Source organism: Vibrio sp. G-C-1 (assembly GCF_021728015.1).
Classification (GTDB): Bacteria; Pseudomonadota; Gammaproteobacteria; order Enterobacterales; family Vibrionaceae; genus Vibrio; species Vibrio splendidus.
Map to the genome: position 1 here is coordinate 65,998 of NZ_JAKKCR010000005.1, position 19,579 is coordinate 85,576.

Below are 19,579 nucleotides of genomic sequence, written 5' to 3' on the forward strand. Positions count from 1 at the left end.
AAAAAATAAAAAATTGCAGTGTGATAGATTTCACGTTGTGGCGATAAGGGGCTTCTGGTATATTTTCATCCCGTCCAGAAGTAATCCATTTCCCTCATTCAACCAATTTCAGGTTAAACATGACGACAAATTACATTTTTGTTACTGGCGGGGTTGTATCCTCTCTAGGTAAAGGTATTGCAGCAGCATCTCTTGCGGCTATTTTAGAAGCTCGTGGTCTTAAAGTGACTATGATGAAGCTTGACCCTTACATCAACGTTGATCCAGGCACTATGAGCCCGACTCAGCACGGTGAAGTGTTCGTTACGGAAGATGGCGCTGAAACTGACCTTGACCTTGGTCACTATGAGCGATTCATTCGCACCAAGATGACTAAGCGTAACAACTTCACAGCAGGTCGTGTTTATGCTGACGTTCTACGTAATGAACGTCGTGGTGACTACCTAGGTGCAACAATCCAGGTTATTCCTCACATTACTAACTCTATCAAAGAACGCGTAATCTCTGGCGCTAAAGGCCACGATATCGCGCTTGTTGAAGTTGGTGGTACTGTTGGTGATATCGAATCTCTACCATTCATGGAAGCGATTCGTCAGTTAGCTGTAGAGCTAGGTCGTGAACGCGCGATGTTCATGCACTTAACTCTTGTTCCTTATTTAGGTGCAGCGGGTGAGCTTAAAACTAAGCCAACGCAACACTCTGTAAAAGAGCTACTGTCTATCGGTATCCAACCTGACATTCTAGTTTGTCGTTCAGATCGTGTTATCCCAGCAAACGAACGTAAGAAAATTGCTCTTTTCTGTAATGTACAAGAAAAAGCAGTTATCTCTATGAAAGACGTAGATTCAATCTACAAGATCCCACAGTTAATCCGTGCACAGGGTACTGATGATCTTGTATGTAAGCGTTTCGGTATCGATGCTCCAGAAGCTGATCTGTCTGAATGGGAACAAGTAATTTACGAAGAAGCTAACCCAACGGGTGAAGTAACGATTGGTATGGTTGGTAAGTACATTGAACTGCCAGATGCATACAAATCAGTAAATGAAGCGCTGAAGCACGCAGGCTTGAAAAACCGCCTAAGTGTCACAATTAAATATGTAGATTCACAAGATGTTGAGTCTAAAGGCACAGAAATTCTACAAGGCCTAGATGCAATCCTAGTTCCTGGTGGCTTTGGCGATCGTGGTGTTGAAGGTAAGATCCTTGCTGCACAATACGCTCGTGAAAACAAAGTACCTTACTTAGGTATCTGTCTAGGTATGCAAGTTGCTCTTATTGAGTACGCTCGTAACGTTGCGAAGATGGAAGGTGCACACTCTTCTGAATTCTGCAAAGAGACTAAATACCCTGTTGTTGGCCTAATCACTGAGTGGATTGACGGCGAAGGTAAAGTTGAAGAGCGTACTGAGAAATCAGACCTAGGCGGCACAATGCGTCTTGGTTCACAGCTTTGTCACCTAGCGAAAGGGACGAAAGCTTACGAATTATACGGTAGCGCGACGATCCATGAACGTCACCGTCACCGTTACGAAGTGAACAACAATCTTCGTCCACAAATCGAAAAAGCGGGCCTAAAAGTATCGGGTCTGTCTGCGGACAAGAAACTGGTTGAAGTTATTGAGAACCCGAACCACCCATGGTTTGTTGCTGCTCAGTTCCACCCAGAGTTCACTTCAACACCTCGCGATGGTCACCCATTGTTTGCAGGTTTCGTTAAAGCGGCTGGTGAATTCCAGCGCGGCGAATTAGAAAAGTAAAAAGGAATCCAGGTAGTTGCGTAAGTTGTGCTGCTACCTTTAAATTTGACATTTATATATTCAACGAGAAGGAAACATTCAATGTCTAAGATCGTTAAAGTTCTAGGTCGTGAAATCATCGATTCACGTGGTAACCCAACTGTAGAAGCTGAAGTACACCTAGAAGGCGGTTTCGTAGGTATGGCTGCTGCTCCATCTGGCGCATCTACTGGTTCTCGCGAAGCTCTTGAGCTACGTGACGGCGACAAATCACGTTTCCTAGGTAAAGGTGTTCTTAAAGCAATTGAAGCTGTAAACGGCCCAATCGCTGACGCTCTAGTTGGTAAAGACGCTAAAGCACAAGCTGACGTTGACCAAGTTATGATTGACCTAGACGGAACAGAGAACAAATCTCAGTTCGGTGCTAACGCTATCCTTGCTGTTTCTCTAGCGAACGCTAAAGCTGCTGCTGCTGCGAAAGGCATGCCTCTATACGAGCACATTGCTGAGCTAAACGGTACTGCTGGTCAGTTCTCTATGCCTCTACCTATGATGAACATCATCAACGGTGGCGAGCACGCTGATAACAACGTTGACATCCAAGAGTTCATGATCCAACCAGTTGGCGCTAAAACTCTTAAAGAAGGTCTGCGTATCGGCGCTGAAGTATTCCACAACCTAGCTAAAGTTCTTAAGTCTAAAGGCTACAGCACTGCAGTTGGTGATGAAGGTGGTTTCGCTCCTAACCTTAAATCTAACGCTGAAGCTCTAGAAGTTATCGCAGAAGCTGTTGCAGCTGCTGGTTACGAACTAGGTAAAGACGTTACTCTTGCTATGGACTGTGCAGCATCTGAGTTCTTCGACAAAGAAGCTGGCATCTACAACATGAAGGGCGAAGGTAAAACTTTCACTTCTGAAGAGTTCAACCACTACCTAGCTGAACTAGCTAACAACTTCCCAATCGTTTCTATCGAAGACGGTCTTGACGAGTCAGATTGGGATGGCTTCAAGCACCAAACTGAACTTCTAGGCGACAAGCTTCAAATCGTTGGTGACGATCTGTTCGTTACAAACACTAAGATTCTTGCTGAAGGTATCGAGAAAGGCGTAGCTAACTCTATCCTTATCAAGTTCAACCAAATCGGTTCTCTAACAGAGACTCTAGCTGCTATCAAGATGGCTAAAGACGCTGGCTACACTGCAGTAATCTCTCACCGTTCTGGCGAAACTGAAGATGCAACTATCGCTGATCTAGCGGTAGGTACAGCTGCAGGTCAAATCAAAACTGGTTCTATGAGCCGTTCTGACCGTGTTGCTAAGTACAACCAACTTATCCGTATCGAAGAAGCTCTAGGTTCTAAAGCTCCTTTCAACGGTCTTAAAGAAGTTAAAGGTCAATAATTCACTCTTGGTTTTAAACCAACGGAATTGTTAATCTAAACTTTAAATGCCTCGCTTATGCGGGGCATTTTTTTGCCTCAAATTCCTCATTCCCTAGACTGACAAAGAAAGGAGTAGGGAGCTTCATTGTTACCACTCACTATTCTGTCCAATAATTCCCCGACTTATTGATTCCCTGACACCACATATCTCGCACCCATAAGCGCATTATGGTATATATGTGCCTTATTCTAGTTCCTTCTTTTTCAACCGGCGAAAGGTGTTATGCGAATTTTTGCTTTAGTACTGCTCATAGTGTTTGGCTGGCTACAACACACACTGTGGCTCGGTAAAAATGGTATTTCTGATTACTACGGTGTGAACAACGAAATCCAAGTTCAGCAGCAAGTAAATGAAAAGCTTCACCTTCGCAATGCTGAGATGTTTGCGGAAATCGACGATCTACGCCAAGGCTTAGACGCGATAGAAGAGCGCGCACGTCATGAGCTGGGAATGGTGAAAGAAGGCGAAACGTTTTATCGTATTATTGGTGAGGAATCTCATTAATGTCGAACCAACTTCAAAGCGTTATTGCAGTGGTCCCCGCTGCGGGCGTCGGCAGCCGAATGAAGGCAGACCGTCCCAAGCAATATCTTCAAATTCACGGTAAAACGATTTTAGAGCACACGGTTGAGAAACTGTTGTCTCACCCTCAAGTGTCTAAAATTGTGGTAGCGGTCAGCGACGATGACCCTTACTACCCTGAATTACCGCTTAACCTTAATCCACAGGTGATCAGAGTTTCCGGCGGAACGGAAAGAGCCGATTCAGTGCTTTCTGCTCTGGACTATATTACCCAACAGCAACTCAGTGATTGGGTGATGGTGCATGATGCCGCTAGGCCTTGTATCCAATTGAGCGATATCGACAAACTGATCTCTGGGGCTATGACCCATGATGTCGGCGCGATTTTAGCTGCGCCGGTCCGCGATACAATGAAGCGTGGTGCTCAAGGACAAATTGAACACACGGTCGATCGCGTCGATCTCTGGCATGCGCTTACCCCTCAGATGTTCCGATCTAAGCCTTTACGGAAAGTCTTGAGTGAAGTCTTGCAACAAGGTGTTTCAATTACCGATGAAGCGTCTGCGTTTGAGTGGAAAGGTTTATCACCAGCACTGATTGCTGGGCGTTCAGATAATTTTAAGATTACTCAGCCTGAAGATTTGGCTTTGGCTGAGTTCTATTTAAGTCAGAATAAGGAATAATGATGATTCGTATTGGCCATGGCTTTGATGTACACAAATTTGGTGGTGAAGGCCCGGTAATTATTGGTGGCGTGAGTGTCCCTTATGAACAGGGTCTTATCGCACACTCAGACGGTGATGTTGCCCTGCACGCATTATGCGATGCTTTACTGGGTTCAATTGCAGCTGGTGATATTGGTCGTCATTTCCCTGATACGGATGATGAGTGGAAAGGCGCAGATAGCCGCGAATTGCTTAAAGATGTTTACCGTCGAGTAAAAGAGCAAGGTTATGTGATTGGTAATGCGGATATTACTATCATGGCGCAAGCTCCAAAGATGGCTCCTCATATAGACTCTATGTGCCAAGCCATTGCTCAAGATTTAGAAACAAGCATTAGCAATGTGAATGTAAAAGCCACGACTACCGAGCGTTTAGGTTTTACAGGTCGCAAAGAGGGCATCGCATGTGAAGCGGTGGTCCTAATTACTAAAAGTGCGTAAGCACCAACACGAAAAGAACAGCATGTCAGATATTTTATCTTCATTGGCTTACCTAAACGGTAAACCAACTGCGAAAGCAAAACTAAAAGCAAAAGCCGAACACTTTGTCGTTAATGAAGACTTGGGTTTTGAGTTTACTGGTGAAGGCGAGCACTTAATGGTGCGTATTCGTAAAACTGGTGAGAACACGAGCTTCGTAGCAAACGAACTGGCTAAAGCGTGTGGTGTTAAGTCGAAAGATGTTAGCTGGGCTGGTTTGAAAGACCGTCATGCTGTGACTGAGCAGTGGTTAAGCGTGCACTTACCAAAGGGTGAACCTGACTTTTCTGCTTTTCTCGCACAATACCCAAGCATTGAGATCTTGGCGACAGCACGTCACAACAAAAAGTTACGTCCAGGCGATTTAATTGGCAACCAATTCGAGCTAACTTTGTCTGAAGTAACGGATTGTGATGATGTGGTAAAGCGTTTAGAAAAAGTCGCTCAAGTGGGCGTGCCAAATTATTTCGGTGCTCAGCGCTTTGGTAATGAAGGTAACAATTTATCTGAAGCTCGTCGTTGGGGGCGTGAAAACGTTCGTACGCGTAATCAGAATAAGCGCAGCTTGTATCTTTCTGCGGCTCGTTCTTGGATTTACAACTTAATTCTTTCTGACCGTATTGAGCAAGATGCGTTTGCGTCGGTATTGGTTGGCGATATTGTCGTGAAAGACGGCGCTCAATTAGCGGTAACAGCGGATAACATCGAAGCGGTAAACCAAGACATCGCGAACGGCTCTGCGTTTATTACTGTTGCTTTAGCTGGAGATAATGCGTTACCGACGACGGATGCCTCTCAAGCTTTAGAGCAGAAACACCTTGATGCTGAACCGGATCTAATGGCTCTGATTTGTGGCAACCGTATGCGCCATGATCGCCGTGAAGCTTCGTTGAAACCGATGGGTTTAGCGTGGGAAGTGAACGAAGACAATGTCACTCTCAAGTTCTCTCTCGATGCAGGTTGTTTCGCAACCGCTATTGTTCGTGAATTGGTTGAAGAAGTTCACGTAGAGAGAAGCTACGAGCAATAACGATTCTGCTTGGAGCGAAGTCACTTGATATCGGAAATTAAGTGACTTGGCATTGGAACAAAAGAAAGGATACAAGATGAAGATTTTACTCAGCAACGATGATGGTGTGCACGCTCAAGGTATTCATGAGCTGGCCAATGAATTACGTGATCTTGCTGAAATTATCATTGTTGCACCTGACCGTAATCGCTCGGGCGCTTCAAATTCATTAACTTTAGAACAGCCTTTACGTGTTCAAGAAATTACCGAAAATACATATTCGGTACAAGGAACACCGACCGACTGCGTACATTTTGCGTTAAATGAACTGCTAAAGAATGATATGCCTGATCTGGTATTAACGGGCATTAATCATGGTGCTAACTTGGGTGACGATGTGCTTTATTCAGGCACAGTGGCAGCCGCAATGGAAGGGCACTTTTTAGGCGTTCAATCGGTGGCGTTTTCTCTGGTGGGTAAAAAACATTTTAAGACAGCGGCGGCCATTGCTCGTCGTATCGTCGAACAACATTTAGCAAACCCAATCCCAACCAATCGCCTGTTAAACGTCAATATCCCTGATTTAGCGTTAGAGCAGTTGTCTGGTACTCAGGTAACACGCTTAGGTGCTCGTCATCATGCTGAAGATATGATTAAGCAAAAAGACCCACGAGGTCATGATATCTATTGGCTTGGTCCTCCGGGAAAAGAGCAAGATGCCGGTGAAGGCACGGATTTTTACGCTATCGAGCATGGCTTTGTATCGGTAACACCATTACAAGTTGACCTGACTGCGCACGAGTCGTTGGGTGCGATGACAACATGGTTAGAGGAGAAGTAAGTGAGTAATCCGCATGCAGAGCGCTTAATTACTTTTCTGATTGAAAATGGCATTCAGGATCAAAAGGTTCTTGATGCTATTTATCAACTGCCGAGAGAGAGCTTTTTATCACAGGCGATGTATCATCAAGCTTATGATAATAATGCGCTTCCTATCGGACAGGGCCAGACGATTTCTCAGCCTTACATTGTCGCTAAGATGACAGAGTTGCTAGAATTACAGCAAAATAGCCGTGTTTTAGAAATCGGAACCGGCTCAGGTTATCAAACGGCGGTCTTGGCTCAACTGGTTGATCATGTGTATTCGGTTGAAAGAATTAAATCATTGCAATGGGATGCCAAGCGTCGTCTTAAACAACTCGATTTCTACAATATTTCAACCAAGCACGGTGATGGTTGGCAAGGGTGGTCTTCGAAAGCCCCTTTTGATGCGATTATCGTAACTGCTGCTGCAGAGTCGATTCCTCAAGCGCTTTTGCAACAGCTGAAAGATGGTGGTCGCTTATTGATTCCTGTCGGTGATGACGAACAGCAATTGTTGAAGATTGTTCGCCATGGTGACGAGTTTTTATCGAGTGTTATCGAGATGGTGAGATTTGTACCTCTCGTCCCTGGTGAGCTAGCTTAATAAAAGACTAATGGTGTAGGTGGATAGAGAGTCGATGCGTTCGAAGTTGTTAAAAGGAAGTACTTTATTGCTTAGTTGTGCACTTGTTGGGTGTGCGGCGAATTCACCTGCGCCCGTTTCAAGCCTAAACAAGAATTACTCATCGATTGATCGTGGTAGTTATCGCGGCAGTTACTATGAAGTAAAAAAAGGCGACACCCTTTACTTCATTGCTTATGTCACCAATAAAGACGTTAAAGACCTCATCGGTTATAACAAACTCGCTGCTCCTTACACTATCCACCCGGGGCAGAAGCTTAAGTTGTGGCGCCCGAGTTCCAATGCGCCAGCGTATGGTAAATCAACAGTAGCGGTTGCAGCCGTTGCTGCGCCTGTCGCGGCATCCACAACTTCATCGGTATCCACTACGTCATCGACAGCAAGTAAACCGAAAACTACGCCACAGAAGAGTAAAAACTCTAAACCTGCTCCAGCTCAAACTACCACCAAAGTGGTGAAAAAAGATCCACCAAAGAAGGTTGAACAATCCAAATCAAAGGAGTATGTTGGTTCTAAAGGTAAACAGAATGTTACACCGTCCACCAAACCAACAAGTGATAAAGTATCCAAATGGTTATGGCCAACTAAAGGGAGAGTAATCAAGAATTTCTCTGTAGGCGAACAAGGAAATAAAGGCATCGACATAGCAGGACAGCGAGGTCAGCCAATAGTATCTACTGCAGGGGGAACGGTTGTTTATTCGGGTAATGCACTACGAGGCTACGGCAATCTAGTGATTGTGAAGCACAATGATAATTACTTAAGTGCATACGCGCATAACGACCGACTATTAGTATCTGAAGGGCAAAGTGTGAAACCAGGGCAGAAGATTGCAACTATGGGAAGCTCTGGAGCCAGCAGTGTTAGGCTGCACTTTGAGATTCGTTACCAAGGTAAATCGGTTAATCCAAAACGATATTTACCTTAAATACAATATGCAAAAATTACGTATTGTATGGAGTGACATAGTCATTTAGCGACATATCAAGTTGTGATGTCATGCTAATTTCGCCAGGGGGAGGCGTTATGAGTATAAGCAATGCAGTAACCAAAGAAGAGTTCGATCTTAACCAAGCAACCACGGAACCGGAAGCTCTTGGAAAAGCAAAACGAACAGTCAAAAAGAAAACCGAAGCGAAAGAAGAAGTTGAAGTTACGTCTAAAAGTTTAGATGCTACTCAGCTTTATTTAGGCGAAATCGGTTTCTCACCACTACTAACCGCTGAAGAAGAAGTGCTTTATGCACGTTGAGCTCTACGCGGTGATGAAGCAGCACGTAAACGCATGATCGAAAGTAACCTGCGTTTAGTGGTAAAAATTTCACGTCGTTATAGTAACCGTGGTCTTGCACTTCTTGATCTTATTGAAGAAGGCAACCTAGGTTTGATTCGCGCAGTAGAGAAATTTGACCCAGAACGTGGTTTCCGCTTCTCAACTTACGCGACATGGTGGATTCGTCAAACCATTGAACGTGCGTTAATGAATCAGACTCGCACTATCCGTTTGCCAATCCATGTTGTGAAAGAGCTGAACATCTATCTGCGTACCGCAAGAGAGCTATCACAAAAACTTGATCATGAACCAACGGCGGAAGAAATTGCTTCTAAGCTAGATAAGCCTGTTGGTGATGTGAGTAAGATGCTTCGTCTAAACGAAAGAGTGAGCTCTGTTGATACGCCAATTGGTGGTGACGGTGAGAAAGCACTGTTGGATATTATTCCAGACATCAACAATTCAGATCCTGAGGTTTCAACTCAAGATAGCGATATCAAGAACTCGTTGATTTTCTGGCTTGATGAACTGAATCCTAAGCAGAAAGAGGTGCTTGCACGTCGCTTTGGACTACTGGGTTACGAACCGTCAACACTAGAAGAAGTAGGCCGTGAAATCAGCCTGACTCGCGAACGTGTTCGTCAAATTCAAGTTGAAGGCCTTCGCCGTCTACGTGAGATTCTTATCAAGCAAGGTCTTAATATGGAAAATCTATTCAATGTAGAAAACGACTAAATGAACTGATGATGTTTCTTTGAATAGAAGACAAATAAAAACGCTGACTTTAAGTCAGCGTTTTTTTGTTTGTGGTTTTTGTATTTTATGCTGCTGACTTAAGCGACAGTACAAAACGACAATAGCAAGCTACTTGGAAAGGGACTAAAGCAACTTCTTCAAACGGTAGAGCTCTTCTAATGCTTGGCGAGGTGTCAGATCATCTGGATCAACATTCGCAAGTGCTTGTTCTACTTCACTCGGTTCAGGTATCAGGCTCAGTTGGTTAGCGATATCAACGCCGCTTGGCTTTGATGTCGGAGAGTCGATACTCAATGCCTCTAACTGAGTCAGCTTCGCGCGTGCATTTTTGATTACCGCTTTAGGTACACCAGCCAATCCAGCAACCGCAAGGCCGTAAGATTTACTTGCTGCACCTTCTTGAACTGCGTGCATAAAGGCAATGCTGTCGCCATGTTCAACCGCATCTAAGTGTACGTTCGCTAAGGTTGGTATTTGGTTTGGTAGTTCAGTTAGCTCAAAGTAGTGCGTTGCAAATAGTGTCATCGCATTGATTTGATTGGCTAGCCATTCAGCACTTGCCCAAGCCAGAGACAGACCATCGTAAGTACTGGTACCACGACCGATTTCATCCATTAATACAAGGCTATTTGGTGTCGCGTTGTGCAGAATGTTCGCGGTCTCTGTCATCTCAACCATGAAGGTTGAACGACCCGAAGCTAAATCATCCGATGCGCCAATACGCGTAAAGATACGGTCGATAGAGCCAATCGTCGCGCTTTCTGCTGGTACATAACAACCGATATGAGCCATCAGCGCAATGAGTGCGGTCTGACGCATGTAGGTCGACTTACCACCCATGTTTGGACCAGTGATGATCAGCATCTTACGTTGATCGTTGAGGTCGATAGGGTTAGCAATAAAGGGTTCGTCCATCACTTGTTCAACAACGGGGTGACGACCAGCCTGAATTTGTACACCAGCAGACTCTGTCATGGTTGGACGACAGTAATCAAGGGTGTCTGCACGTTCAGCTAAGTTTTGTAGAACATCAAGCTGAGACACTGAAGATGCAATGTTTTGTAGTCGCTCTAGATAAGGCAGTAACAAATCAAACAACTCTTCCCACAACTTCTTCTCGATAGCTAGGGCTTTCGATTTAGAGCTGAGAACTTTGTCTTCGTGCTCTTTCAGCTCAGGAATAATGTAACGTTCTGCATTTTTCAGCGTTTGGCGGCGAACATAGTGTGGTGGCACAAGATGGCTTTGTCCGCGGCTTACCTGAATGAAGAAACCGTGGACGTTGTTGTAGCCAACTTTTAGCGTGTCGATACCGTGACGTTCACGCTCTTCTTGCTCAAGCTTATCCAGAAACTCGGTTGCACCTGCAGCAAGGTCGCGCCATTCATCTAGCTCGGCGTTGTAGCCTTCTGCTATCACACCACCATCGCGGATAACCACGGGTGGGTTCTCTTTGATCGCACGCTCAAGCAGTTCAGATACTTCATCCACAGGAGAAGCATACTGAGCAAGCTGAGCTAGGTATGGGTGCTTAAGTTGCGTCAGCGTTTCAGCAAGCTCTGGTAGGTATTCCATCGCTTGGCGAAGTCGTGCCATATCACGAGGACGTGCAGAACGAAGAGCAAGACGAGCAAGAATGCGTTCGATATCACCGATCTGTTTCAGCGTTGGTTGTAACTCTGTAAATAGAGCAAGATCTTTCATTTCACCAATCGCATCTAAGCGTTGGTCAAGAGCTGAAATATTACGCATGGGTTGATGTAACCAACGCTTAAGCATGCGGCTACCCATAGCCGTCGCGGTGTGGTCAAGCACTTCAGATAGGGTGTTATCGGTGCCGCCACTAAGATTTTGGGTGATCTCCAAATTACGGCGAGTAGCCGCATCAAGGATCACAGAATGATCTTGCTTATCCATTGTGAGTGAACGGATATGCGGAAGGGCAGTACGTTGCGTATCTTTAACGTATTGGATCAGACAACCCGCAGCGCATAAACCTAGTTTTGCGCTTTCAACACCAAAACCAACTAAGTCACGAGTACCAAATTGTTGATTCAGTTGCTGCTTCGCTGTATCTAATTCAAATTCCCATACCGGGCGACGGCGATTGCCATTACGACTTGCCATCAAATTTACAGGTTCGAAATCTTCAGGGAATAGCAGTTCACGCGGTGACGTTCTTTGTAGCTCTGCCGCCATTGCTTCTTCGGTTTCCGGCTCACATAGTTGGAATCGACCAGAAGTAATATCAAGCGTCGCGTAGCCAAATTTACCATTGTGGTGGTAAATGGAGGCTATAAGGTTATCAACACGCTCAGAAAGCAGTGCTTCATCCGTTACAGTTCCCGGTGTCACAATTCTTACGACAGCGCGATCAACCGGGCCCTTTGAAGTTGCTGGATTACCAATCTGCTCACAAATTGCTACGGACTCGCCCAACTGCACTAACTTCGCAAGATAACCTTCCACGGCATGGTATGGAACGCCCGCCATAGGGATAGGCTCACCGTTTGAAGAGCCACGTTTAGTTAGTGAAATATCGAGGAGTTGAGAGGCTTTCTTAGCGTCATCGTAGAAAAGCTCGTAGAAATCTCCCATGCGGTAGAACAGCAAAATTTCTGGATTTTCTGCTTTTAGTTTTAGGTACTGCTGCATCATAGGAGTATGTTTTTGATCGGCTTTCACAGTTAACTTCTTTCGTTTATTTCTATTGCGGCTTAGGATACGTGAAAGCGTTTCGTGCGAAAAGCGACACATGCGAAAAGATGCAAATCCAAATGATATACATCTAGATTAAGGGAAGCCAAAGATGCAGACGACTCAAGCTCTTAGTGAAAAACTCGGACACTTACTTGCGAAGCATAAACATGTATTAGTGACGGCTGAATCTTGCACTGGCGGTGGCGTTGCAAGCGCGGTAACGGATATTGCTGGTAGCTCGGCTTGGTTTGACCGTGCTTTCGTGACCTATAGTAATGAAGCGAAACAAGAGATGATCGGTGTTCAGCTTGAAACCTTAGTTGAGTTTGGTGCTGTGAGTGAGCCAGTGGTTATAGAAATGGCTCACGGGGCACTGCAACATTCAAACGGCACTATTTCTGTGTCTATCAGCGGTATTGCTGGCCCGGGCGGCGGCACGGAAGATAAACCGGTAGGGACTGTGTGTTTTGCTTGGAAAGCAGTAAATGGGTGGAACAAAGTAGGAACGCATGTATTTACAGGCGATAGATCACAAGTACGCGAACAAGCTACGTACCATGCCTTACAAGTTATTTATGATTACCTATCAATGGAAGACAAGTAACATTTGTACAAATTATTTTCATACAGGTATAGACACTGTATGAATCAACAGTATAATAAAAGCCAATTAGTCACCCCTTTGTGGGTTAGAAATAGATTCTAAGTCGCTTGTTGAAACAACCGATTATGTGGAGATAGAAATGGACGAGAATAAACAAAAAGCGTTAGCTGCAGCCCTTGGTCAGATTGAAAAGCAATTTGGTAAAGGTTCTATCATGCGTCTTGGTGATAACCGCACAATGGACGTAGAAACTATTTCTACAGGTTCTCTATCTCTAGATATCGCACTAGGTGCTGGTGGCTTACCGATGGGACGTATCGTTGAAGTTTACGGTCCAGAATCATCAGGTAAAACAACGCTAACGCTTGAGCTTATTGCTGCAGCGCAGAGAGTGGGTAAAACGTGTGCATTCGTGGATGCGGAACACGCACTTGACCCTATCTACGCTCAAAAGTTGGGTGTTGATATCGATGCTTTGCTTGTATCTCAACCTGATACCGGTGAACAAGCTCTAGAAATCTGTGATGCACTGGCTCGTTCAGGTGCTATCGATGTTCTTGTTATTGACTCGGTTGCTGCACTAACACCTAAAGCTGAGATCGAAGGCGAAATGGGCGATAGCCACATGGGTCTTCAAGCGCGTATGCTTTCTCAAGCAATGCGTAAGCTGACAGGTAACCTTAAACAGTCTAACTGTATGGCTATCTTCATTAACCAAATTCGTATGAAAATTGGTGTAATGTTCGGTAACCCAGAAACAACAACAGGTGGTAATGCACTTAAGTTCTACGCATCTGTTCGTCTTGATATTCGCCGTACTGGTGCAATCAAAGATGGTGATGAAGTTGTTGGTAACGAGACTCGTATCAAGGTTGTTAAGAACAAGATTGCTGCACCATTCAAACAAGCTGAAACTCAAATCCTTTACGGCAAAGGCTTCAACCGCGAAGGTGAGCTTATCGATTTAGGTGTTAAGAATAAGCTAGTTGAGAAAGCGGGCGCTTGGTACAGCTACAAAGGCGACAAGATCGGCCAAGGTAAATCGAACTCTTGTAAGCACCTACGTGAAAACCCAGAGATCGCTCTGGAACTTGACACTAAGCTTCGTGAATTGCTACTGACTCCTGCTGTTCTTGAAGAGAAAGGCGCAGAGAAAGAAGAAGAAAACGAAGAGCTATAAGCTAACGGTTTATAGAGCGGGTGTTTGAAAGGAACATCCGCTTTGAAAGAATAGGAAGCCTCGCATATTTTATGCGGGGCTTTTTTTGTCAAAGTATCTGTCCCCATCCTTGCAGCGCCTTGCTAGATCTATTTGGTTGTTTGAGGTAGCTTGCCAATTTTTTGTTTGTTCCCTATCTGAGCTAGTGGAATATTCTTCATTTTATCGATTTCCAACTAAAATCCTGCCCAAGGGTGTCTTTTCTACAAGAAAACTAGTCGAAGCCTTAACCATGATCTACAATACGGCAAAATTCTAACTCGACTATTTTCAGGAAGAGCTGCATGTACATGAGCACTGATGAGGTTCGCAACGCGTTCCTTAAGTTCTTTGAGAGCAAAGAACACCAAATCGTAGACAGTTCATCGTTAGTTCCACATAACGATCCAACCCTGCTGTTCACTAACGCAGGTATGAACCAATTCAAAGATTGCTTCCTAGGCGCCGAAAAGCGTGCCTACTCTCGAGCAACTACGGCTCAGCGTTGTGTACGTGCGGGTGGTAAACACAATGACCTTGAAAACGTAGGTTTCACGGCTCGTCACCACACATTCTTCGAAATGCTAGGCAATTTCAGCTTTGGCGATTACTTCAAAGAAGAAGCGATTGGGTTTGCTTGGGAATTCCTGACTGAAACACTAGGTCTGCCAAAAGATCGCCTGTTAGTAACGGTTTACGAGACAGATGACGAAGCATTCGAAATCTGGAACAAGAAAGTGGGCATTCCAGCTGACAAGATTGTTCGTATCGGCGACAAAGAAGGCGGCAAGAAGTTTGAATCTGATAACTTCTGGACGATGGGTGACACAGGTCCTTGTGGTCCATGTACTGAAATCTTCTACGATCACGGTGAGCACATTTGGGGCGGCCGTCCTGGTACACCTGAAGAAGATGGTGACCGTTTCATCGAGATCTGGAACAACGTATTCATGCAGTTCAACCGTCACGCTGACGGCACTATGGAACCGCTACCTAAGCCAGCTGTAGATACTGGTATGGGTATTGAGCGTATCTCTGCAATCATGCAGGGCGTTCACTCTAACTACGAAATTGATGTATTCCAAAAGCTAATCAAGGCGACAGCAGAAGTAGTAGGTCACGACGACCTATCTAACCAATCGCTGCGCGTTATTGCTGACCACATCCGTTCTTGTTCATTCCTAATCGCTGATGGCGTAATGCCTTCAAACGAAGGTCGTGGCTACGTTCTACGTCGTATTATTCGTCGTGCAGTTCGTCACGGTAACAAGATTGGTGCACAAGGCGTGTTCTTCCACAAACTTGTGGGTGTACTGGCTGAAGTGATGGGTTCTGCGGCTGAAGAGCTTAAGAAACAGCAAGAGCTTGTTGAAAAAGTACTTCGCATCGAAGAAGAGAACTTTGGTCGTACTCTAGAGCGCGGCATGGTTATCCTAAACGACGCATTAGACGCACTTGAAGGCAAAGAGCTTGACGGTGAAACAGTATTCAAACTTTACGATACATACGGCTTCCCTGCTGACCTTACTAACGATGTAGCTCGTGAACGCGACTTTACTATCGATGAAGAAGGCTTTGAGAAGGCGATGGAAGCACAGCGTAAGCGTGCACGTGAAGCAGGCCAATTCGGTACTGATTACAACGCGACGATCAAAGTAGACACGAACACTGAGTTCTGTGGTTACACAGCGACTGAAGGTGCGGGTGAAATCTCTGCGCTATTTGTTGACGGCGAAGAAGTATCTTCACTATCGGCTGGCGACAAAGCAATCATCATCCTTGAAGAGACACCATTCTACGCTGAGTCAGGCGGTCAATGTGGTGACGCTGGTACGCTAAAAACAGCATCTGGTCTATTCAAAGTACAAGACACTCAGAAGCTAGGTAATGCATTTGCGCACCACGGTGAGCTAGTTGAAGGTGTATTTGCTCAAGGCGATAAAGTAGAAGCTATTGTTGACGCTGAGCGTCGTGCTGCTATTTCACTAAACCACTCTGCAACTCACTTACTTCACTCTGCACTACGCGAAGTTCTAGGTGAGCACGTTGCTCAAAAAGGTTCTTTAGTTAAGCCAGACAACCTACGTTTTGACTTTTCTAACCTTGAAGCGGTAACACCGGCACAGATTAAAGAAGTAGAGCGTTTGGTTAACGCACAAGTTCGTAAGAACCACGTGATTGAAACCAACATCATGGACATCGAGTCAGCGAAAGAAAAAGGTGCAATGGCACTGTTTGGCGAGAAGTACGATGATGAAGTTCGCGTTCTGTCAATGGGCGATTTCTCTACTGAACTTTGTGGTGGTATCCACGCAAGCAACACGGGTGATATTGGCCTATTCAAGATCACTTCTGAAGGTGGTATTGCTGCGGGTATTCGTCGTATTGAAGCGGTAACGGGTGAAGCTGCTCTAGATGCAGTAGAAGCTCAGGCTAACGCTTACGAAGAGAAATTGGCTGAATCAGCTAAGAAAGCGAAATCGCTAGAGAAAGAAATCCAACTGCTTAAAGAAAAGATGGCTGCAGCTGAAGGCGCAAACATCATGGGCAAAGTAGAAGACATCTCTGGTACTAAAGTTTTGGTTGCTGCAATTGAAGGCGCAGACAACAAGAACCTACGTACTATGGTTGATAACGCTAAAAACCAAGTAGGTAGCGGCATCATCCTGATTGCGAATATCGCAGACGGTAAAGTTGGCTTGATTGCTGGCGTAACCAAAGACCTTATCGGCAAAGTAAAAGCGGGTGACCTCGTTAAGATGGTTGCTGAGCAAGTTGGCGGTAAAGGCGGCGGTCGTCCAGATATGGCTCAAGCGGGCGGTACCGACGTTGAAGCACTGCCAGAAGCACTTAAATCTGTGCGTACTTGGCTAGAAGAGCGTCTTTAAGCTTAAGTAATTGATACAAAGATGCCCAATCAGTTGATTGGGCATCTTTTATTTTGCCTATTGGAAGTGTGTTTAAACAAGGTTTGATTGAGATTAACCAAGAAGTCTAATGGTGGCGTTAGACTCCTTGGTTAATTTTTTATTGCTTCGCCCTGACGCGGAGTATGTGTTTTTTTGTCATATATAGACATTGGTCTTGGGAAGGTGAGGACGGGTGAAAATGCCTCTTATCGTGCAGAAATTTGGTGGAACGTCGGTGGGTTCAATAGAGCGGATCCATCATGTAGCAGAAAAAATCATTGAAGCGAAAAATGAAGGGAACCAGATCGTGGTTGTCGTTTCTGCTATGTCAGGTGAAACAAATCGGTTAGTTAACTTAGCTTCACAAGTTGATAGCGTGCCAAATGCTAGAGAGTTGGATGTGCTGTTAACGGCTGGAGAACAAGTTTCCATGGCTTTGTTAGCGATGACGTTGCACAAGTTGGGTTATGAAGCGACATCGATGACTGGGTATCAAGCCAAGATACACACCGATTCTAATCATAATAATGCGACGATTGAGCGTATTGATACCGCTCCTATTAGAGCGCTGTTAGATGATGATCAGATTGTCATTGTTGCGGGTTTTCAAGGTGTTAATGCGAAAGGTGATATCACAACCTTAGGGCGAGGTGGTTCAGATACCACGGCCGTTGCATTAGCGGGCGCGCTTCAAGCTAAAGAGTGTCAGATCTATACCGACGTTGATGGCGTATATTCCTGCGACCCTAGAGTGGTTAAGCAATCTAAAAAATTAGATACCTTAGACTTTCCCTCTATGGAAGAAATGGCTCGCAGAGGCGCTAAGGTTTTACACCTTCCATGTGTTCAGCATGCGTGGCGACACAATGTACCACTGAGAGTACTTTCGAGTTTTGAAGAAGGCGAGGGCACTCTCATCGCGGGTAATGATTGTTTGAATGATATTGCTGGGATAGCCATTCAAAGAGATATGCTTCGCATCGAGTGTTTGAATCAAGATTTACCGTCTCTCATGTCGCATTGCCAGTTGTTAGGGATCGAAGTCTGTAGTGTGATCGAGGAAACAGAACGGGCAGCGCTCATTATCAAACCGGACATAAGTGCTAAATTAAAACTAGTTTTTGCTGAAAAAATCCGTAATAGTGAATATGTTAGTTTGTTAACTGTGGTAGGAAGCCGAACGCAAGAAATTGTGGTCAGTTCACATGGATTGTTGTCTGAAGGCGAAATTGATGTACAACATCACTTATTGCAGCAGCAGTCTTTAACTTTGGTGATATCACCAACGCAAGTCGATATAGCTGCTAACATATTACACAATGCATACATCGTAGCGCGTGAAACACAGGGTTATCTTAAAAAAGAAGTGCATTTTGGTTAAATAAACTCAATCGATAGTTTACGAAAATATAACTTTTGTTGGATAATGCTCTCGTAGCTAGATAAATTTAGAGATTACTCAAGGAGCAAAGAATGCTAATTTTGACTCGCCGTGTTGGCGAAACACTGATGATTGGTGATGAAGTAACAGTTACTGTACTAGGCGTTAAAGGTAACCAAGTACGTATTGGTGTTAACGCACCTAAAGAAGTATCTGTTCACCGTGAAGAGATCTACATGCGCATTCAAGCTGAAAAAGGTAATGGTAACGTTGCATCTGGCAACTACTAATACTTTTGCGTAGAAGAGGGGCTAGCATTGTTGCTAGCCTTTTTTGATCTTGGGGTGCACATAATCACAACTTAGCAATAGGTTGATTCATTAGCTGGTTTAGTTTTAGATGCTGGATGGAGTGCTTGATATAGAAAAGCCAAGCCACCAGAGTTAACTCTTATTGAAGCATCATGATATTTGTTTGCCATAGTTCAAGTTTTACTGACTTACCCTATGGCGAAATAGAGCATCCCGTAGTATGGTGCAATCAGCAGTGACACTTACTGCGAGATAAATTAGATAATTGTTTTCCGCAGTTAATTATTGCCAATCTTTCACCTTAATTTTTAAGGGAAAAAGCGCTAATTGGATGTTATAAGTTCAATTTGCAAGCGCTTTGATTAAATTGCAAACGGTTGAATGTTTTTGTCCGGTTTTTTTCAATAAAGTGTTTGACATATTTTCGGTAAAACGTAATATGTGCCTCCGCAAGACGGTGAGGTGGCCGAGAGGCCGAAGGCGCTCCCCTGCTAAGGGAGTATGTGGTTTATAGCCGCATCGAGGGTTCGAATCCCTCCCTCACCGCCATTTCTTGCACGTTTGAATTTGCAAGCAAACACAGAAGTAACAATGTGCGCCCTTAGCTCAGCTGGATAGAGTACCTGGCTACGAACCAGGCGGTCGGAGGTTCGAATCCTCCAGGGCGCACCATTCTTTAGATTACTTTGTTAAGAAGTAATGGATAAGAATAATGAATTAGGTGAGGTGGCCGAGTGGCCGAAGGCGCTCCCCTGCTAAGGGAGTATGTGGTTTGTAGCCGCATCGAGGGTTCGAATCCCTCCCTCACCGCCATTCATTACAGGCCTATGGCCTTTTTTTTGTTTCGTAGAAACAAGAATGTGATATATTTCACAACTTCTTCACTTGAAGATACCGTGCGCCCTTAGCTCAGCTGGATAGAGTACCTGGCTACGAACCAGGCGGTCGGAGGTTCGAATCCTCCAGGGCGCACCACTATTTAGGGTTTTCATTAATCCTGATGTTGAACGTTTAGTTTTGCTTT

15 protein-coding genes, 4 tRNA genes and 1 pseudogene are annotated in these 19,579 nt (G+C 44.8%); 19 read left to right on the forward strand and 1 reads right to left on the reverse strand.

Annotated elements, in window-relative coordinates:
- Positions 1-119 precede the first annotated feature (119 nt).
- The 10 genes and pseudogenes from L3V36_RS09320 to rpoS all read left to right on the forward strand — a co-directional run bounded on the left by L3V36_RS09320 (position 120) and on the right by rpoS (position 9,431).
- A complete protein-coding gene (locus L3V36_RS09320; protein WP_017095250.1) occupies positions 120-1,760 on the forward strand; it encodes a CTP synthase in 1,641 nt (546 codons plus the stop codon).
- An 81-nt stretch (positions 1,761-1,841) separates the two neighbouring features.
- A complete protein-coding gene (gene eno, locus L3V36_RS09325; protein ID WP_029405988.1) occupies positions 1,842-3,140 on the forward strand; it encodes a phosphopyruvate hydratase in 1,299 nt (432 codons plus the stop codon).
- A 264-nt stretch (positions 3,141-3,404) separates the two neighbouring features.
- Positions 3,405-3,686, forward strand: coding sequence for a cell division protein FtsB (ftsB, locus tag L3V36_RS09330; RefSeq protein WP_004735394.1), 282 nt, complete (start codon positions 3,405-3,407; stop codon positions 3,684-3,686).
- Entirely contained in the window at positions 3,686-4,387 is a 702-nt protein-coding gene (ispD, locus tag L3V36_RS09335; RefSeq protein WP_054541877.1) for a 2-C-methyl-D-erythritol 4-phosphate cytidylyltransferase, read from the forward strand. The genes ftsB and ispD overlap by 1 nt, the downstream gene beginning before the upstream one ends.
- A 2-nt stretch (positions 4,388-4,389) precedes the next feature.
- Complete coding sequence (ispF, locus tag L3V36_RS09340; protein ID WP_004735397.1) at positions 4,390-4,869, forward strand: 2-C-methyl-D-erythritol 2,4-cyclodiphosphate synthase; 480 nt, start codon at positions 4,390-4,392, stop codon at positions 4,867-4,869.
- Between the two features lie 22 nt (positions 4,870-4,891).
- Entirely contained in the window at positions 4,892-5,938 is a 1,047-nt protein-coding gene (gene truD / locus L3V36_RS09345; protein WP_029405999.1) for a tRNA pseudouridine(13) synthase TruD, read from the forward strand.
- Positions 5,939-6,014: 76 nt separating this feature from the next.
- Entirely contained in the window at positions 6,015-6,758 is a 744-nt protein-coding gene (surE, locus tag L3V36_RS09350) for a 5'/3'-nucleotidase SurE (protein ID WP_004735400.1), read from the forward strand.
- On the forward strand, positions 6,759-7,385 hold the full coding sequence (locus L3V36_RS09355) for a protein-L-isoaspartate(D-aspartate) O-methyltransferase (protein ID WP_017084312.1): 627 nt from the start codon (positions 6,759-6,761) through the stop codon (positions 7,383-7,385). It abuts the gene before it with no gap.
- Between the two features lie 34 nt (positions 7,386-7,419).
- Entirely contained in the window at positions 7,420-8,352 is a 933-nt protein-coding gene (gene nlpD, locus L3V36_RS09360; protein WP_208775157.1) for a murein hydrolase activator NlpD, read from the forward strand.
- Positions 8,353-8,450: 98 nt separating this feature from the next.
- Positions 8,451-9,431: pseudogene (gene rpoS, locus L3V36_RS09365) on the forward strand (RNA polymerase sigma factor RpoS).
- Between the two features lie 144 nt (positions 9,432-9,575).
- Here the strand turns inward: rpoS and mutS are convergent.
- Positions 9,576-12,137: a DNA mismatch repair protein MutS gene (gene mutS / locus L3V36_RS09370; RefSeq protein WP_102448377.1), complete on the reverse strand. Its 2,562-nt coding sequence runs from the start codon at positions 12,135-12,137 to the stop codon at positions 9,576-9,578.
- 124 nt (positions 12,138-12,261) lie between these two features.
- Here mutS and pncC point away from each other — a divergent pair, with 124 nt between their 5' ends.
- From pncC to L3V36_RS09415, 9 genes are all read left to right on the forward strand, one after another.
- Positions 12,262-12,756 carry a nicotinamide-nucleotide amidase gene (gene pncC / locus L3V36_RS09375; protein WP_102448378.1) on the forward strand — a complete coding sequence of 165 codons (495 nt, stop codon included), beginning with the start codon at positions 12,262-12,264 and terminating at the stop codon, positions 12,754-12,756.
- 139 nt (positions 12,757-12,895) lie between these two features.
- Positions 12,896-13,936, forward strand: coding sequence for a recombinase RecA (recA, locus tag L3V36_RS09380; protein ID WP_004735435.1), 1,041 nt, complete (start codon positions 12,896-12,898; stop codon positions 13,934-13,936).
- A 323-nt stretch (positions 13,937-14,259) separates the two neighbouring features.
- On the forward strand, positions 14,260-16,842 hold the full coding sequence (gene alaS, locus L3V36_RS09385) for an alanine--tRNA ligase (protein ID WP_102448379.1): 2,583 nt from the start codon (positions 14,260-14,262) through the stop codon (positions 16,840-16,842).
- A 220-nt stretch (positions 16,843-17,062) separates the two neighbouring features.
- On the forward strand, positions 17,063-18,244 hold the full coding sequence (locus tag L3V36_RS09390; protein ID WP_208775169.1) for an aspartate kinase: 1,182 nt from the start codon (positions 17,063-17,065) through the stop codon (positions 18,242-18,244).
- A 92-nt stretch (positions 18,245-18,336) separates the two neighbouring features.
- The gene (csrA, locus tag L3V36_RS09395) at positions 18,337-18,534 is read left to right on the forward strand and encodes a carbon storage regulator CsrA (protein ID WP_004415691.1); all 198 of its coding nucleotides are present in this window, start codon (positions 18,337-18,339) and stop codon (positions 18,532-18,534) included.
- Between the two features lie 477 nt (positions 18,535-19,011).
- Positions 19,012-19,104 (forward strand) — tRNA-Ser (locus tag L3V36_RS09400).
- A 46-nt stretch (positions 19,105-19,150) separates the two neighbouring features.
- Positions 19,151-19,227 (forward strand) — tRNA-Arg (locus L3V36_RS09405).
- Positions 19,228-19,275: 48 nt separating this feature from the next.
- Positions 19,276-19,368: transfer RNA gene (locus L3V36_RS09410), tRNA-Ser, on the forward strand.
- Positions 19,369-19,453: 85 nt separating this feature from the next.
- A tRNA-Arg gene (locus tag L3V36_RS09415) sits at positions 19,454-19,530 on the forward strand.
- Positions 19,531-19,579: the final 49 nt, after the last annotated feature.

What these genes read in the sequence shown, in the direction of transcription:
- L3V36_RS09320 (WP_017095250.1), top strand. Translation starts at nt 120, where the DNA reads ATGACGACAAATTACATTTTTGTTACTGGCGGGGTTGTATCCTCTCTA.
- eno (WP_029405988.1), top strand. Translation starts at nt 1,842, where the DNA reads ATGTCTAAGATCGTTAAAGTTCTAGGTCGTGAAATCATCGATTCACGT.
- ftsB (WP_004735394.1), top strand. Translation starts at nt 3,405, where the DNA reads ATGCGAATTTTTGCTTTAGTACTGCTCATAGTGTTTGGCTGGCTACAA.
- ispD (WP_054541877.1), top strand. Translation starts at nt 3,686, where the DNA reads ATGTCGAACCAACTTCAAAGCGTTATTGCAGTGGTCCCCGCTGCGGGC.
- ispF (WP_004735397.1), top strand. Translation starts at nt 4,390, where the DNA reads ATGATTCGTATTGGCCATGGCTTTGATGTACACAAATTTGGTGGTGAA.
- truD (WP_029405999.1), top strand. Translation starts at nt 4,892, where the DNA reads ATGTCAGATATTTTATCTTCATTGGCTTACCTAAACGGTAAACCAACT.
- surE (WP_004735400.1), top strand. Translation starts at nt 6,015, where the DNA reads ATGAAGATTTTACTCAGCAACGATGATGGTGTGCACGCTCAAGGTATT.
- nlpD (WP_208775157.1), top strand. Translation starts at nt 7,420, where the DNA reads ATGCGTTCGAAGTTGTTAAAAGGAAGTACTTTATTGCTTAGTTGTGCA.
- pncC (WP_102448378.1), top strand. Translation starts at nt 12,262, where the DNA reads ATGCAGACGACTCAAGCTCTTAGTGAAAAACTCGGACACTTACTTGCG.
- recA (WP_004735435.1), top strand. Translation starts at nt 12,896, where the DNA reads ATGGACGAGAATAAACAAAAAGCGTTAGCTGCAGCCCTTGGTCAGATT.
- alaS (WP_102448379.1), top strand. Translation starts at nt 14,260, where the DNA reads ATGTACATGAGCACTGATGAGGTTCGCAACGCGTTCCTTAAGTTCTTT.
- L3V36_RS09390 (WP_208775169.1), top strand. Translation starts at nt 17,063, where the DNA reads ATGCCTCTTATCGTGCAGAAATTTGGTGGAACGTCGGTGGGTTCAATA.
- csrA (WP_004415691.1), top strand. Translation starts at nt 18,337, where the DNA reads ATGCTAATTTTGACTCGCCGTGTTGGCGAAACACTGATGATTGGTGAT.